This is a genomic window from Pseudomonas sp. IT-P294, assembly GCF_949767865.1.
In the GTDB taxonomy this organism is placed as follows: Bacteria; Pseudomonadota; Gammaproteobacteria; order Pseudomonadales; family Pseudomonadaceae; genus Aquipseudomonas.
The window spans coordinates 1-15,443 of the sequence record NZ_CATKQW010000022.1 but is presented as its reverse complement, the minus strand read 5'-3'; the positions used below and the strand labels follow the sequence as shown (position 1 = coordinate 15,443).

The following is a 15,443-nucleotide window of genomic DNA, read 5'->3' as shown; positions in this document are numbered from 1 at the left end:
CCCATGACCCAGACTAATTTGCGTACCGGCCCCGATGCCAATGGCCTGTTTGGCTCGTTCGGCGGCCGCTACGTTGCCGAAACCTTGATGCCGTTGGTGCTCGATTTGGCCCGTGAATACGAGTTGGCCAAGGAAGATCCGGCGTTCAAAGAAGAACTGGCCTACTTCCAGCGTGATTACGTCGGACGTCCAAGCCCACTGTATTTCGCTGAGCGCCTGACCGAGTTCTGCGGCGGTGCGAAGATTTATCTGAAACGTGAAGAGCTCAACCACACTGGCGCGCACAAGATCAATAACTGCATCGGCCAGATTCTGCTGGCGCGGCGCATGGGCAAGAAACGCATCATCGCCGAGACCGGCGCCGGCATGCACGGCGTGGCGACTGCCACCGTGGCAGCGCGCTTCGGCCTGCAGTGCGTGATCTACATGGGTACCACTGACATTGAACGTCAGCAGGCCAACGTGTTCCGCATGAAACTGCTCGGCGCCGAAGTGATTCCGGTGGTGGCCGGCACTGGCACGCTCAAAGATGCGATGAACGAAGCCCTGCGTGACTGGGTAACCAACGTTGACAGCACGTTCTACCTGATCGGCACCGTCGCCGGTCCGCACCCTTATCCCGCCATGGTCCGTGACTTCCAGGCCGTTATCGGCAAGGAAACCCGTGATCAACTGCAAGCCCAGGAAGGCCGTCTGCCGGACAGCCTGGTGGCGTGCATCGGTGGCGGCTCCAACGCCATGGGCCTGTTTCATCCGTTCCTCGACGACAAAAGCGTCGAGATCATTGGTGTCGAAGCCGCTGGATACGGTATCGAAACCGGCAAGCATGCCGCCAGCCTGAACGGTGGCGTGCCAGGCGTGCTGCACGGTAACCGTACTTTCCTGCTGCAGGACGACGATGGCCAGATCATCGACGCCCACTCGATTTCTGCCGGCCTCGACTATCCAGGCATCGGCCCTGAGCACGCCTGGTTGCATGACATTGGTCGCGTCCAGTACACCTCGGTGACCGATAACGAAGCCCTCGACGCGTTCCATAAATGCTGTCGCCTGGAAGGGATCATTCCTGCACTGGAAAGCGCCCACGCCTTGGCCGAAGTGTTCAAACGTGCGCCGACCTTGCCGAAAGATCACCTGATGGTGGTCAACCTGTCCGGTCGTGGCGACAAAGACATGCAAACCGTGATGCACCATATGGAACACTCTCAACAAGAGCACTCCCAGCAGGAGAAACACTGATGAGCCGCCTGCAAACGCGTTTTGCCGAACTCAAGGAACAAAACCGTGCCGCTCTGGTGACCTTCGTCACCGCCGGCGACCCGAGCTATGACACGTCCCTGGCGATTCTCAAAGGCTTGCCCGGTGCGGGTGCCGACGTGATCGAGTTGGGCATGCCCTTTACCGATCCGATGGCTGATGGCCCGGCGATCCAACTGGCGAACATTCGTGCGCTGGGCGCCAAGCAGAACCTGGCGAAAACCCTGCAAATGGTTCGCGAGTTCCGTGAAGGCAATAGCGACACGCCGCTGGTGCTAATGGGTTACTTCAACCCGATTCACATGTATGGCGTGCCGCGTTTCATTGCCGACGCCAAGGCGGCAGGCGTTGATGGCCTGATCGTGGTCGACTTGCCGCCGGAGCATAACGCTGAGCTGTGCGATCCGGCTCAGGCAGCAGGCCTGGACTTCATCCGTCTGACGACACCGACGACCGATGATGTGCGCCTGCCGACCGTTCTCAACGGCAGCTCGGGGTTTGTCTACTACGTGTCCGTTGCCGGTGTGACCGGTGCTGGCGCGGCGACGCTGGAACACGTGGAAGAAGCGGTGGCGCGGCTGCGTCGCCACACCGATCTGCCGATCAGCATCGGTTTTGGCATTCGGACACCGGAGCAAGCGGCGGCCATCGCACGCCTGGCGGATGGTGTTGTGGTGGGTTCGGCACTGATCGACCACATCGCCAATGCCTCGACGTCGGAACAGGCAGTGGATGGGGTGTTGAGTCTTTGCGCGGCATTGGCCGATGGCGTGCGTAAGGCCCGCGTCAGCTGAAGGTAAAGTTCCTGATACAGAGGAATTAGCGCCTCGCGGCACACACTAAATAGCAAGACCGAGGGCTTCAGGACACCGTTCTGGAGCCCTTTTTGCTGTATGCGCAGTGAGGAAAGACCTGATGAAAATGCCGAAACGTCTGATTGCCAGCTTGGGTGTGCTGATGCTCAGTGCCACCCCTCTGTTGCATGCGAGCGCCGATCAGCGTGACGATCACGACCGCGACGGCCAGCAGCAGGGCCATTACGATAACCGTGGTGACAATCATGGTGATGATCACCGTGGTCCGCAGGACAACCGTCGCGGCGGCCCTCCACCGCGAGACTTCGGCCCGGTGCGTCAGACCATTCATGACAATCACGGCTATTTCGTACGGGGTGCGCCGCCACCTCCAGGTATTCACCTGGTTCGCGGCCGACCGTTGCCTCATGGCTATTACGGCGAACGCCTGGATAACCGGGCCTTGGGTCGACTGCCGTATTACCCGGGTTACGAATGGCGCCGTGCGGGCGGCGACATTGTATTGATCGCCGTGGGCACCGGGATCGTCTATGAAATTCTGGAAGGCGTGCTTTGATTTAACCTGCAGGTAACAAAAAGGCTTCGTGGATCATCCACGAAGCCTTTTTTATTTATGGCAATTCCAATCCGCCAGCCGCTTTGTGCAATTTGCGCAAATGTTCGCCAATCTGTTTCAGGTTCGCTTCATTGGCGGCCATCTCAGCCGCACGACTCGGATCGAGCAGCGCCCGGACTTCCTTGTCCAGATCGCCAGTGAGCAACTGAAGCTGCTTCTGGCGCAGACTGCTTTCCGACTCCAGGCGCTGCCATTCACTCGGCTGAGGCAAACCATATCCGCCGGTACCCAGCAGTTCTGCCGGACGGCTGAGGAAGCCGCTATTGGCGAGAATCTGCTGCAAGGTTGCATTGGCCTTGTCCATTCCGCCGTTCTTCAACTCTCTTGCACCCAGATAACGCTGTTTCACTTCGTCCTGGGCCAACACCAACTGCTGACGGAAGCTTGCCTGCTCCAGCAACAGCAATGCCGCACTGGTTCGCAAATCAGCCTGTTCGAACCATTGCCGACGTTCGACGGCTTTTAACGCCAGCCAGTCCTCGACCTTTTCCTGCTTGATCGGCAAATGCTTTTTCAGCACGTCGAACATCGCTTGGTAGCGATCGCGGAAGGAGTCAAAGCGATAGCCCAGGCGAAGGGCTTCTCTTGGATCATCCAGTACACTGGTATCAGCCAGCCCCCGGCCCTTGAGCACTTCAAGCAAACCGTTGGGCATGATGCTGTCGAGCCCGACCAATTGCGCATTGTTGGTGCCGCTGCGTAGTAATTTCAGGCCTTCTACCGCGCAGTTGTTGGACAGGAAAAAATAATTGCCGTCGTAACTCCAGTGCATCTCGGCGGCGTGCTCCACCACGTCTTCGATCTCGCGACGTGACAGGTTCAGGGGCACCGACGCAAGGCTGCGCAGCTCGGTTTTGGTGTACTCATCGATTACTTGGGACAGCGGCAGGACGAACAGACGCGACGGGTATTTGCCGACTAGTCCATCCCAACTTGAGAGTTGCACGTCACCGACAAAGGCCCGGTAGGACAACACCAGATGCTGGTCCAGATCCAGACGACAGTCCGGTCCCCTTGGCCTCCCTGGCGCGCAGATCACCAGGCGCAACATGCTGTGGCCCCAGCGGCTGACCCAATTCTGGTTGGCTTCGGCCAACAGATAGTCGACGGCATACACCCGTTCCGGATCGACCTGCCCCAGCGGTTGTTTGGCGAAGTCGTTGCCGGCGTTGAGGAAGGCGAAGGATTTGGCGCAAGTGTCTTTGGCGGCGGGCGCCCAACCGAAATGTTCCTTGTAGTAGCGATACAGCGCGGGACGCCGGCAGGCATAGCTCGGGTCGAGGAGGAAATACTCCATATTGACCGCGACGAACTCCTTGGGGCTGCTCGTCTCGTAGATGTCCGGGCTGCGGGCAATTTGTCGGTTGTGCTGTTCGCGCTCGCCACGGCGACCGACGTATTGCGGCCATCCGGCCAGATCCAGCAGACGAGGGTCATCGCTAAAGGTAAAGCGCCGTGCGGACTGGCCTCGGCATTCATCGGGCAGGCCAATCAGGCCCGAACTGTCATTACGTCGGGTACAACGCTGGATCAGCTTGCGCTCCGCGTCTGGCCACAGGCGTGAGCGATCGTAAATGTGGGTGAGCTCATGCAGCACCGTGGCGAGCATTTCGCGGCGGACAGTGCCGTGGGGGCGATAGGTTTTCTTTGTCGCGGCACTGCCATCGGTGAGGCTGGCGAGCAAGTTGCGGTTCAGATCGAGCTCAGAGACCAGCGACGCCTGACCGAAAGCATTGCTTGGCATGTCATCGGTCCAGCCGACATCAATGCGCCGGTCCAGTTGCTCAATGAAGCGTGGCGGCAAGGCCTGCATGGCTTCATCAAGCAATGTTTGGCTGGCCTGCTGTTGTTCAGGGCTAAGGCCTTCTGTCTTGAGCCGTAATTGCAAGCTCGCCTGAGCCGTGTTGCAAAGCAGCAACATTACCCCGGCCAGGAGCCAGGCGCCGGGCAACTTCACAGCGCGAGGATGGCTTCGGCGAGTACCTGATCACTGGCGTCGCGGGCTTCCGGTACGCGGATGCGCAAGGTATTGAGGGCCGCTTCCAGGTGAGCGCCGCGTATGTCGCCGTTGCTGGCAACGAAGCTGGCTGCATCGTCGTGGGCTTCACGGACGATCTTGGAGTCGCGGATGGACGTCGTGGTGTCAGACGTGAAATCGAGCGTGCGCCGCGTGGCATTGATGAGGATGTTACTGGTGGCAACCAAGGTTTGCGCATGGGCTATGTCGGCCAACAGCAGCAGGCCAAGAGTGGCGGCAATCAGGGGGTTGCGCATGGAACAGCTCCGCAAGAACAAGGATAACTATTGGACGAGAATTGCCTGCGCCAGTTCAAGGTCGCTTGCATGAAGTTTTGGTTGGGTTTGGCGCAGGTAAATCAGCGCCGACTCCAGTCGCGCTCCGCGTAGTTGGCCGTCACTGGCAATGAACGCAGCAGCGTCATCGTGCGCAGCCAGTAGCAGCTTACGGTCGAAGGGGGCAGCGGTCACCATGCTTGTCGCGTAACCCGTGGCGACTATGCCTTGCGTGGACAGGTTGAAGGCGTCGTAGGCAAGCGTTGAGCCCGACCAAAAAGCCGAGAGAATGACCGAAATGAAAACAAGCTTTGGAGTAAAACGCATGAGACTCGATTGCCGAAAGCGAGTCCCAAGGCTAGCTCAACGCCCGGCGTAGAGCCAGCGTCGAAACATTGGGACACGACAGGCGTATCCCATGGCACGGAGCGCTTAGATGGTCAGAATAGCCTGGGCCAGTTGTGCATCGGTTGCGTTTAGTTGAGGGACCTGGCGGCGAATGTGGTCGAACGCGCTTTCCAGTTTCACACCACGAATGGCGCCTTCGCTGGCCACGTAGCTAGCGGCGTCGTCACGGGCGGCGCGGACAATCTTGTCATCGCGAAAGGAAGAAGTGACATCGGAGGTTGCATCGGAGCTGGACTTCAGCGCGCCGACCACTGCATCTGTGGTCACGATAAAGCTGGTTGCGTGGGAATTTGCAGCCACGGCAAGCAGGGCTGCAGCGCTGAGCAGACGAAGACGGGACATGGTGTAACTCCTTTGGAAAACCGAATGTGAGGTGATGAAGCAGCTGTTGTATCGGACGCTTGTCATTCAGCGCTCGCCACGTTCGGATTGGATATTAAGCCTGCTTTTATCGCTTCGAATAGTCCTGTCTTTCAGCGCAGAGCGTCAACGCCAGAACGGTTTGTCCATTTCCCTCAGGCGATCGGCGTGGCTAATGCCCAAGTCCGAGAGTTGATGTTCATTCATTTGGCCCAACAAACGCCGGGTTCGAGCGCGCTCAAGGCTATCAGCGAACGCCGTCAGCAATCGTTTAAGCCTTCCGAATCGCAGCTTGGCTTGAAGGGGAGGGGCGCAAACATTCAGTAAGTCATCCATGACGCAGTCCTTTAATTGTTGAGTCAGGACGCTCATGTTGATGCCGCTGGTAATGGAGTAACAGATACACCGCGGTGAAATTGTACTGGTTCAATATATAAAATACTTAAACTGTAACTATTCTCCGTTATCCCTTCTGTATAGCCGCCGCCCAATGCCGAAAACGACAAAGCCCGTCGTGGTTTTCCCACGACGGGCTCTGTTTTTTCAATTTGGATGCTGGCAGTGGACCCGGTGGGTCAGGGCCAGCGACGCTAATTTAGCGCCAGAACGGCTTGCTCAGCTCTTCGTAGCGTTGTGCTTCGCTAATCCCGGCATCAGCCAGCAGACGCGAATCCAGACGAGCCAGTTGATGGCGGCTGGAGATGCGGCGCTGCCACAACATCAGGTTGGCAATAACGCGCAGAGGCATGGAAGCCTGGGATTTTGCAGCAGTGTCTTCGAAGAACAGTTCGGAACTGAGTGTACGTTCCATGGTTGACATCCTTCCGCTTATGGCGGGATTAGGTAGTGGTTTAACTGATGCCAATGATCCTCTCGTTTGGCCAGTCCCTGTAGATACAGTTCACCTGTATTGTGAGGGACCAGTTAACTGTTAATAGGGGGTGTACTGGTCTAAATTGAGGCAACTGTACCTGTCTGCACCAATAAAGAGCATAAATGCTCATTTCACACGATTTGGTAGGTCGATACTGTAGGAAATGACCGGTACAGAAGTACAGTTTTAAACGGAATCGAAGAAGGCGAAGGGCAGCTGACACAACTGTGTTTGTGTCAGCTGTATTTTTCCTGAATCAGTCAGCCAGCATTCGCCCGGTTTCTTCCAGGTTGATGTGCCAGCTCAGGGCATCGCGCAGGATATGCGGTGTATGTCCACCCACTGCGCAAGCAGCCGTAAAGTAGTCATCCAGTGCCTGGCGATAATCCGGGTGCACACAGTTGTCGATGATGACCCGGGCGCGCTCACGTGGCGCCAGGCCCCGCAAGTCCGCCAGGCCGATCTCGGTCACAAGGATGTCAACGTCATGTTCCGTGTGATCGACATGGCTGACCATAGGCACCACGCTGGAGATCGCGCCACCCTTGGCGATGGACTTGGTGACGAAGATCGCCAGGTGCGCGTTGCGCGCGAAGTCCCCGGAACCACCGATGCCATTCATCATCCGCGTGCCGCAGACGTGGGTAGAGTTGACGTTGCCGTACAGGTCGAACTCCAGCGCCGTGTTGATGCCGATGATGCCCAGCCGGCGCACCACTTCCGGGTGGTTTGAGATTTCCTGCGGTCGCAAAACCAGCTTGTCCTTATAGCGTTCGAGATTGCCGAACACATCGGCGTTACGCCGGCTGGACAAGGTAATCGAGCTGCCCGAAGCAAAACTCAGTTTGCCCGCATCGATCAGGTCAAAGGTCGAATCCTGCAGCACTTCGGAGTACATGGTCAGGTCTTCGAACGGCGAATCGATAAGGCCGCACATTACCGAGTTGGCAATGGTGCCGATGCCGGCCTGCAAGGGGCCGAGCTTGTTGGTCATGCGCCCTGCGGCTACTTCCTGCTTGAAGAAGCCGATCAAATGGTCGGCAATAGCCTGGGTATCGACATCCGGTGGCAGGACAGTGGACGGTGAGTCGGACTGATTGGTTATCACAATCGCAACGATTTTTTCTGGCGGGATCGGTATCGCGGTGCTGCCAATACGATCATCGACCTTCACCAGCGGGATCGGCGTACGCGTCGGGCGATAGGTCGGGATATAGATGTCGTGCAGGCCTTCCAGATTCGGGTTGTGCGCCAGGTTGATCTCAACGATCACGTGTTTGGCGAAAATCGCGAAGCTGGCTGAGTTGCCCACGGACGTGGTCGGCACGATATGCCCCTGCTCAGTGATCGCCACGGCTTCAATCACCGCAATGTCCGGCAGTTTGAGCTGCTGGTTGCGCAGCGATTCCACCGTTTCCGAGAGATGCTGGTCAATGAACATCACTTCGCCGGCATTAATAGCCTTGCGCAGCGTGCTGTCGACCTGGAATGGCATGCGTCGCGACAGTACGCCGGCTTCAGTGAGCTGTTTATCGAGGTCGTTGCCCAGGCTGGCGCCGGTCATCAACGTGATTTTCAGTGGAGTGATTTTGGCGCGTTCGGCCAATGCGTGAGGTACGGCCTTGGCTTCGCCGGCACGCGTGAAACCACTCATGCCGACGGTCATGCCGTCCTCAATCAGAGCGGCAGCGTCAGCGGCGCTCATCACCTTATCCAACAACGAAGGCAAGCGAATACGATCACGGTACATGGATTGTTATCTCGGGTAACGGAAGCAAGGTGTTCAGTCTAGTGATTTCAGAAAAATTCCTCCCGCTACCATGGTCGAATGCAGAGCCCTGATTTAGAGCCTTTGGTCGGGTTTCATGAGGAATAAAAAAACCCCAGCCTACTAAAGGCCGGGGTTTTTGGTATTGCATTGGAGCAGTTTTTACTCGACTGCTTTAACCATGTCTTCGATGACTTTCTTGGCGTCGCCGAAGACCATCATGGTTTTGTCGAGGTAGAACAGTTCGTTGTCCAGACCGGCATAGCCGCTGGCCATCGAGCGCTTGTTGACGATGATGGTCTTGGCCTTGAACGCCTCGAGAATCGGCATGCCGGCAATCGGCGATTTCGGATCGTTCTTGGCGGCTGGGTTGACCACGTCGTTGGCGCCGAGCACCAGCACCACGTCGGCCTGACCGAACTCGGAGTTGATGTCTTCCATCTCGAATACCTGGTCGTAAGGCACTTCTGCCTCCGCCAGCAACACGTTCATGTGGCCAGGCATGCGACCGGCAACCGGGTGGATCGCATACTTCACGGTCACGCCGCGATGGGTCAGCTTCTCGGTCAGCTCTTTCAGCGCGTGCTGTGCCCGCGCTACCGCCAGGCCGTAGCCCGGAACGATGATCACGGTGTCGGCGTTGGTCAGCAGGAACGTCGCATCGTCAGCCGAACCGGATTTCACCGGACGGGCTTCTTTCGAGCCAGCTGGACCAGCCGCATCCGCGGTGTTGCCGAAACCGCCGAGCAGTACGTTGAAGAACGAACGGTTCATCGCCTTGCACATGATGTACGAGAGGATCGCACCGGACGAACCCACCAGCGAGCCTGCGATGATCAGCATCGAGTTGTTCAGCGAGAAGCCGATACCTGCCGCCGCCCAGCCCGAGTAACTGTTGAGCATCGACACCACAACCGGCATGTCTGCGCCGCCGATCGGGATGATGATCAGCACGCCCAGGACAAAGGCCAAGGCCAGCATCAAAGCGAAGGCGCTGAGGTTGCCAGTCAGCATGAAGGTCACGCCGAGGCCCAGTGTCGCCAGGCCCAGCAGCAGGTTCAGCTTGTGTTGGCCACCGAACTGTACTGGTGCGCCCTGGAACAGACGGAACTTGTACTTGCCGGACAGCTTGCCGAACGCGATCACCGAGCCGGAGAAGGTGATTGCACCGATGGCGGCACCGAGGAACAACTCCAGGCGGTTACCGGCAGGAATCGAGTCACCCAGCTGTTTGACGATGCCCAGCGATTGCGGCTCGACGACAGCGGCAATGGCAATGAACACCGCAGCCATACCGATCATGCTGTGCATGAAGGCGACCAGTTCCGGCATCTTGGTCATTTCTACGCGCTTGGCCATGATCGAACCGGCAGTGCCACCGACCAACAGGCCGACGATCACATAACCGATACCGGCGGTGGCCAGCTCAGCGCCCAGCTTATAGATGAGGCCGACCGTGGTGAGGATCGCCAGTGCCATGCCGAGCATGCCGTATACGTTGCCGCGCCGCGACGTGGTCGGGTGCGACAGGCCTTTGAGGGCCTGGATGAAGCAGATCGACGCGATCAAGTAGAGCGTCGTGACAAGGTTCATGCTCATTACTTGGGCGCCTCTTCTTTTACGGCTTTCGGGGCTTTTTTCTTGAACATCTCAAGCATTCTGCGGGTGACCAGGAAGCCACCAAACACGTTCACTGCAGCCAGAGCGACCGCCAGGGTGCCCATGGTCTTGCCCAGTGGCGTCACAGTCAGTGCGGCGGCCAGCATGGCACCGACAATGACAATCGCCGAGATGGCGTTGGTGACTGCCATCAGGGGCGTGTGCAGCGCAGGCGTTACGTTCCAGACCACGTGGTAACCGACATAAATCGCCAGCACAAAGATGATCAGGTTGTAGATACCGGGGGAGATAAGCTCTTCCATCGTCTGAATCCCTGCTTAGGCGTTTTTGCGGATGACTTGGCCGTCGCGGCACATCAGGCACGCGGCGACGATGTCGTCTTCTAGGTTCACTTCGAACTGACCTTCCTTGTTGAAGACCAGCTTCAGGAAGTCCAGCAAGTTGCGGGCGTACAGGGCCGAAGCGTCTGCTGCAACCGCGCCGGCCAGGTTGGTCGGGCCGCAAATGGTCACGCCATTCTCGACGACGACCTGGTCAGCCACGGTCAGCGGGCAGTTGCCGCCCTGGGCTGCCGCGAGGTCAATGACCACGGAGCCAGGCTTCATCTGAGCCACGGTTTCGGCGCTCAACAGTGTCGGAGCCTTGCGGCCCGGGATGAGTGCGGTGGTGATGACGATGTCGGCCTGCTTGGCGCGTTCGTGCACAGCCAGGGCCTGACGCTGCATCCAGCTGGCAGGCATTGGTCGCGCGTAACCGCCGACACCGACGGCGCATTCGCGCTCTTCATCGGTTTCGTAAGGGACGTCGAGGAACTTGGCGCCGAGAGATTCGATCTGCTCTTTCACAGCAGGGCGCACGTCGGACGCTTCGATCACTGCACCCAGGCGTTTCGCCGTGGCGATCGCCTGCAAACCGGCTACACCCGCACCGAGAATCAGCACGCGTGCCGCTTTCACGGTGCCCGCAGCAGTCATCAGCATCGGCATGAAGCGAGGGTAGTGATGAGCGGCCAGCAACACGGCTTTATAACCGGCGATGTTCGCTTGGGAGGACAGCACATCAAGGCTTTGGGCGCGGGAGGTGCGAGGCGCGGCTTCCAGCGCGAACGCGGTAATGCCGCACTCGGCCAGCTTGGCAATGGTTTCATTGCTAAACGGGTTGAGCATCCCCACCACAACGGTGCCGCTTTTAATCAGCGTCAGCTCGCTGTCGCTGGGGGCGACTACCTTGAGGATCAGCTCGGCACCAAACGCATCGTTGGCGCTGCCAATGGTCGCGCCTGCCGCTTCATAAGCACTGTCGACAACACTGGCTTTAATGCCGGCGCCGCTTTGTACAGTGACCTTATGACCCTGGCCGATCAGCTTCTTGATGGTTTCCGGGGTTGCAGCAACCCGCGTTTCACCCGTCTGGGTTTCGAGAGGAACACCAATGTGCACGTCAAATCTCCTGCGTGATCTTATTGAGTAAACCCAGGCACTACGGATGGTGCGGCTGGGGCGGCCGATCAGCACGATCCCGCCAAATCAGGGCGGGGCGCGGCATTTTGCAGGCGAACTTTGTGCCCTTCAAGGGATTATGACGGGTGACGGAAAATTAACTACAAGTCACCCCGTGACCGAATGTCGCAACCAACCGCCTCAATCCCTTGTAGGCCGTGCCTTGCAAGGATTGCGGCGAAATTTAAAGAATTTACGCATCGGCACCGTGAATGAGAGGTCATTGCTCATCAATGGAGGCTCAAGGCCACGTGGCTAGGCGCTTGTGGGACGTTTGTACTGATTTCGGTACAGTCTACGAATATGCGACAAATACTTATATCTGTAGGGTTTTGTTATTCCTGACTACGCGGTCAGTAAACAGCGCTAACCCTTTATCCTTCTAGGCTGTAGCTCTGCGCCTGGTTCACCAGCCAATCACGAAAAGCGCGTAATGATGCCGATTCGACCTTTCGCTCCGGAATCATCAAGTAATAGGCCTTGATGCTCGACAGTGCCTGGGGGTTGGCAATCACCAAGCGCTTCTCGGCCAATTCGCGTTGAATCAGAAAGGGCGGAATCAAGGCTATCCCCATATCGTGCATCGCCGCTTGGGCAAGCATGGAGAATAGCTCGTAGCGCGGTCCTGTCATGTCTCGCGGCACATTAAGATTCTGTGAGTTGAACCACTGACGCCAGGCATAGGGGCGAGTGGTTTGCTGAAGCAGGGGCATGTCGGCAATTTCATCGGCTGACAGGGAGGTCTTATCGCCTAGTAACGTGGGACTGCACACTGGCATCGGATTTTCACCCATCAGCCTGTGGGATTCGGTACCCGACCAATCCGCATCGCCGAAATAGATCGCGGCATCGAAATCAGTGTCGGCAAACAGGAAGGGCCGTGTGCGGTTGGTGAGGTTGACGGTCACTTCCGGGTGTTTGTGCTGGAAGTCCTTCAGCCGTGGCAGCAGCCATTGAGTACCAAAGGTCGGCACTACGGCCAACTCGATCACATTGGCGCCCTGTTGCCCCATCACTGAGAGCGTGTCGCGCTCGACAGCGTCGAGCTGGGTGGCGACGCGGCGGCTGTAGGAAAGTCCGGCCTCGGTCAGCTTGACTCCCCGCCGCGAGCGCCGGAAGAGTTCGACGCTGAGGAACTCCTCCAGGCTGGCGATCTGTCGGCAAATTGCACCCTGGGTGAGCGAAAGCTCCTGCGCCGCCTTGGTAAAGCTCTCGTGGCGCGCGGCCGCTTCAAAGCTGATCAGCGCAGTCGTGCTAGGGATTTTCCGGCGCATGTACTTCTACCTCACTAATGCATCGCATAAAAGCCACTTTACGATGTTACGGAGTGAGAAATTAGCACAACAGTATGCAAAATCCTCGTTTGCTGTAACGCTGAACCCGGCCTAGGATCAGTCCCACGCAATTTGACCCGATTCGAGAGGACTCACTCATGGGCGGTAAAGCTAGCTTCAACTGGATCGATCCCCTGCTGCTGGATCAACAGCTCACCGAAGAAGAACGCATGATTCGCGACACCGCCGAGCAATTCGCTCAGCAGAAGCTGGCGCCGCGCGTTCTTGAAGCTTTCCGTCATGAGAAGACCGATCCTGCGATCTTCCGCGAGATGGGAGAAGTGGGTCTGCTGGGTGCGACCATTCCGGAGCAGTACGGCGGCAGCGGCCTGAACTATGTCAGCTACGGTCTGATTGCCCGTGAAGTCGAGCGTGTCGACTCCGGCTATCGCTCGATGATGAGTGTGCAGTCCTCGCTGGTCATGGTGCCGATCAACGAATTCGGTACTGAAGCCCAGAAGCAAAAGTACCTGCCGAAACTGGCTACCGGTGAATGGATTGGCTGCTTTGGTCTGACAGAACCGAACCACGGTTCCGACCCTGGCGCGATGATTACTCGTGCGCGCAAAGTGGAAGGAGGCTACAGCCTGACGGGCAGCAAGATGTGGATCACCAACAGCCCGATCGCTGATGTGTTCGTGGTCTGGGGCAAGGACGATGCCGGCGACATCCGTGGTTTCGTTCTGGAGAAGGGCTGGAAAGGCCTGAGCGCGCCAGCAATCCACGGCAAGGTGGGTTTGCGTGCGTCGATTACCGGCGAGATCGTGATGGACAACGTGTTTGTCCCTGAAGAGAACATTTTCCCGGACGTGCGTGGACTGAAAGGCCCTTTCACCTGCCTCAACTCGGCACGCTACGGCATTTCCTGGGGCGCACTGGGCGCTGCCGAGTTCTGCTGGCATACCGCTCGCCAATACACCCTGGATCGTCAACAGTTCGGTCGCCCGTTGGCCGCCACACAATTGATCCAGAAAAAGCTGGCCGACATGCAGACCGAAATTACCCTGGCACTGCAAGGTTGCCTGCGCCTGGGTCGTATGAAAGATGAAGGCACTGCGGCAGTCGAGATCACCTCGATGATGAAGCGCAACTCCTGCGGCAAGTCGCTGGACATCGCGCGCATGGCGCGTGACATGCTGGGCGGCAACGGCATCTCCGATGAGTTCGGTGTCGCTCGCCATCTGGTGAACCTGGAAGTGGTGAACACCTACGAAGGTACTCACGACGTCCATGCGCTGATCCTCGGTCGCGCGCAGACCGGCATCCAGGCGTTCTATTAATAGGAGAACGGCCATGGGCGCGCTTTCGCATCTACGGGTACTGGATTTATCGCGGGTGCTCGCCGGGCCTTGGGCCGGGCAGATCCTTGCAGACCTTGGCGCCGAAGTGATCAAGGTCGAGCGCCCGGGCAATGGAGACGACACGCGCGCCTGGGGCCCTCCCTTCCTGAAAGACGCCTATGGCGAGAATACCAGCGAGGCCGCCTACTACTTGTCGGCCAATCGCAACAAGCAATCGGTGACTATCGACTTCACGCGGCCAGAGGGTCAAAAGCTGGTGCGTGAGTTGGCGGCCAAGTCCGACATCCTGATCGAGAACTTCAAGGTTGGTGGTCTGGCGGCTTATGGGTTGGACTATGAGACGCTCAAGTCCATCAATCCGAACCTGATCTATTGCTCGATCACCGGGTTTGGACAGACCGGGCCTTATGCCAAGCGTGCGGGTTATGACTTCATGATCCAGGGCTTGGGCGGGCTGATGAGCTTGACGGGGCGACCGGAGGGTGAGGAGGGCGCAGGGCCGGTGAAAGTCGGTGTGGCGCTGACGGACATACTGACCGGGCTCTATTCCACTGTGGCGATCCTTGCCGCGCTGGCTCATCGAGAGCATGTTGGTGGCGGACAGCATATTGATATGGCGTTGCTGGATGTTCAGGTGGCTTGTCTGGCTAACCAGGCGATGAATTACCTGACGACAGGCAATGCTCCCAAGCGCCTGGGTAATGCGCATCCGAATATCGTGCCTTACCAGGACTTTCCTACAGCGGATGGCGACTTCATCCTCACCGTGGGTAATGACGGGCAGTTCCGAAAATTTGCCGAGGTGGCTGGTCAGCCGCAGTGGGCGGACGATCCGCGCTTTGCGACTAATAAGCTGCGGGTGGCCAATCGTGCGGTGTTGATCCCGCTTATCCGCCAGGCGACGGTCTTCAAGACCACCGCGGAGTGGGTGCTGCAATTAGAGCAGGCTGGTGTGCCGTGCGGCCCTATTAATGACCTGGCTCAGATGTTTGCCGATCCTCAGGTCAAGGCGCGCGGGCTGGCAATTGAATTGCCACACGTGCTGGCTGGTATGGTGCCGCAGGTCGCGAGCCCGATTCGACTGTCTGAGACGCCAGTCGAGTATCGTAATGCGCCTCCTTTGTTGGGCGAGCACACGTTGGAGGTTTTGCAGCGGGTGTTGGGTCTGGACGCTGATGCGGTCGCGGCTTTCAGGGACGCCGGAGTGCTCTAAAGATGCCTTCTATATAGAAGGCGTGAATTTGCGCTTCTATATAGAGGGAAATCGACCTGTTTCCAGGCCTTCTACAAGTTATTGAT

The 15,443-nt window shown here is 58.0% G+C and carries 16 protein-coding genes; 5 read left to right on the top strand and 11 right to left on the bottom strand.

What is annotated here, in order from left to right; translation table 11 throughout:
* The first annotated feature begins 3 nt into the window (after nucleotides 1–3).
* The 3 genes from trpB to ACM6I0_RS15155 all read left to right on the top strand — a co-directional run bounded on the left by trpB (nucleotide 4) and on the right by ACM6I0_RS15155 (nucleotide 2,628).
* Nucleotides 4–1,239, top strand: coding sequence for a tryptophan synthase subunit beta (gene trpB / locus ACM6I0_RS15165; protein WP_285431357.1), 1,236 nt, complete (start codon nucleotides 4–6; stop codon nucleotides 1,237–1,239).
* On the top strand, nucleotides 1,239–2,051 hold the full coding sequence (gene trpA, locus ACM6I0_RS15160) for a tryptophan synthase subunit alpha (protein WP_285431355.1): 813 nt from the start codon (nucleotides 1,239–1,241) through the stop codon (nucleotides 2,049–2,051). The genes trpB and trpA overlap by 1 nt, the downstream gene beginning before the upstream one ends.
* 121 nt (nucleotides 2,052–2,172) lie before the next feature.
* Entirely contained in the window at nucleotides 2,173–2,628 is a 456-nt protein-coding gene (locus tag ACM6I0_RS15155) for an anti-virulence regulator CigR family protein (RefSeq protein WP_285431353.1), read from the top strand.
* A gap of 55 nt (nucleotides 2,629–2,683) precedes the next feature.
* Here ACM6I0_RS15155 and ACM6I0_RS15150 read toward each other — a convergent pair whose 3' ends face one another.
* The 11 genes from ACM6I0_RS15150 to ACM6I0_RS15100 all read right to left on the bottom strand — a co-directional run bounded on the left by ACM6I0_RS15150 (nucleotide 2,684) and on the right by ACM6I0_RS15100 (nucleotide 12,783).
* Nucleotides 2,684–4,609: a DUF4105 domain-containing protein gene (locus tag ACM6I0_RS15150; RefSeq protein WP_414922712.1), complete on the bottom strand. Its 1,926-nt coding sequence runs from the start codon at nucleotides 4,607–4,609 to the stop codon at nucleotides 2,684–2,686.
* 32 nt (nucleotides 4,610–4,641) lie between these two features.
* Nucleotides 4,642–4,962 carry a DUF2388 domain-containing protein gene (locus ACM6I0_RS15145; protein WP_285431350.1) on the bottom strand — a complete coding sequence of 107 codons (321 nt, stop codon included), beginning with the start codon at nucleotides 4,960–4,962 and terminating at the stop codon, nucleotides 4,642–4,644.
* A gap of 27 nt (nucleotides 4,963–4,989) precedes the next feature.
* Nucleotides 4,990–5,307: a DUF2388 domain-containing protein gene (locus ACM6I0_RS15140; protein ID WP_285431349.1), complete on the bottom strand. Its 318-nt coding sequence runs from the start codon at nucleotides 5,305–5,307 to the stop codon at nucleotides 4,990–4,992.
* A 105-nt stretch (nucleotides 5,308–5,412) separates the two neighbouring features.
* Nucleotides 5,413–5,730 (bottom strand): DUF2388 domain-containing protein, encoded by a 318-nt coding sequence (locus tag ACM6I0_RS15135; RefSeq protein ID WP_285431348.1) that lies wholly within the window; start codon nucleotides 5,728–5,730, stop codon nucleotides 5,413–5,415.
* 144 nt (nucleotides 5,731–5,874) lie between these two features.
* On the bottom strand, nucleotides 5,875–6,084 hold the full coding sequence (locus ACM6I0_RS15130) for a DUF1127 domain-containing protein (protein ID WP_285431756.1): 210 nt from the start codon (nucleotides 6,082–6,084) through the stop codon (nucleotides 5,875–5,877).
* Nucleotides 6,085–6,343: 259 nt separating this feature from the next.
* Nucleotides 6,344–6,559, bottom strand: a complete 216-nt coding sequence (locus ACM6I0_RS15125) for a DUF1127 domain-containing protein (protein ID WP_090177277.1) — start codon at nucleotides 6,557–6,559, stop codon at nucleotides 6,344–6,346.
* Nucleotides 6,560–6,878: 319 nt separating this feature from the next.
* Nucleotides 6,879–8,372 (bottom strand): acetyl-CoA hydrolase/transferase family protein, encoded by a 1,494-nt coding sequence (locus ACM6I0_RS15120; RefSeq protein ID WP_285431346.1) that lies wholly within the window; start codon nucleotides 8,370–8,372, stop codon nucleotides 6,879–6,881.
* Nucleotides 8,373–8,552: 180 nt separating this feature from the next.
* Nucleotides 8,553–9,989, bottom strand: a complete 1,437-nt coding sequence (locus ACM6I0_RS15115) for an NAD(P)(+) transhydrogenase (Re/Si-specific) subunit beta (protein ID WP_208670635.1) — start codon at nucleotides 9,987–9,989, stop codon at nucleotides 8,553–8,555.
* Nucleotides 9,989–10,312, bottom strand: a complete 324-nt coding sequence (locus ACM6I0_RS15110; RefSeq protein WP_003187010.1) for an NAD(P) transhydrogenase subunit alpha — start codon at nucleotides 10,310–10,312, stop codon at nucleotides 9,989–9,991. The genes ACM6I0_RS15115 and ACM6I0_RS15110 overlap by 1 nt, the downstream gene beginning before the upstream one ends.
* 15 nt (nucleotides 10,313–10,327) lie before the next feature.
* Nucleotides 10,328–11,449: a Re/Si-specific NAD(P)(+) transhydrogenase subunit alpha gene (locus ACM6I0_RS15105; protein ID WP_414922711.1), complete on the bottom strand. Its 1,122-nt coding sequence runs from the start codon at nucleotides 11,447–11,449 to the stop codon at nucleotides 10,328–10,330.
* 434 nt (nucleotides 11,450–11,883) lie between these two features.
* Nucleotides 11,884–12,783 (bottom strand): LysR family transcriptional regulator, encoded by a 900-nt coding sequence (locus tag ACM6I0_RS15100; RefSeq protein ID WP_285431341.1) that lies wholly within the window; start codon nucleotides 12,781–12,783, stop codon nucleotides 11,884–11,886.
* Nucleotides 12,784–12,941: 158 nt separating this feature from the next.
* Between ACM6I0_RS15100 and ACM6I0_RS15095 the strand changes: the two genes are divergently transcribed.
* Entirely contained in the window at nucleotides 12,942–14,123 is a 1,182-nt protein-coding gene (locus tag ACM6I0_RS15095) for an acyl-CoA dehydrogenase (RefSeq protein WP_090177263.1), read from the top strand.
* A 13-nt stretch (nucleotides 14,124–14,136) separates the two neighbouring features.
* The gene (locus tag ACM6I0_RS15090) at nucleotides 14,137–15,357 is read left to right on the top strand and encodes a CaiB/BaiF CoA transferase family protein (RefSeq protein ID WP_285431337.1); all 1,221 of its coding nucleotides are present in this window, start codon (nucleotides 14,137–14,139) and stop codon (nucleotides 15,355–15,357) included.
* Nucleotides 15,358–15,443: the final 86 nt, after the last annotated feature.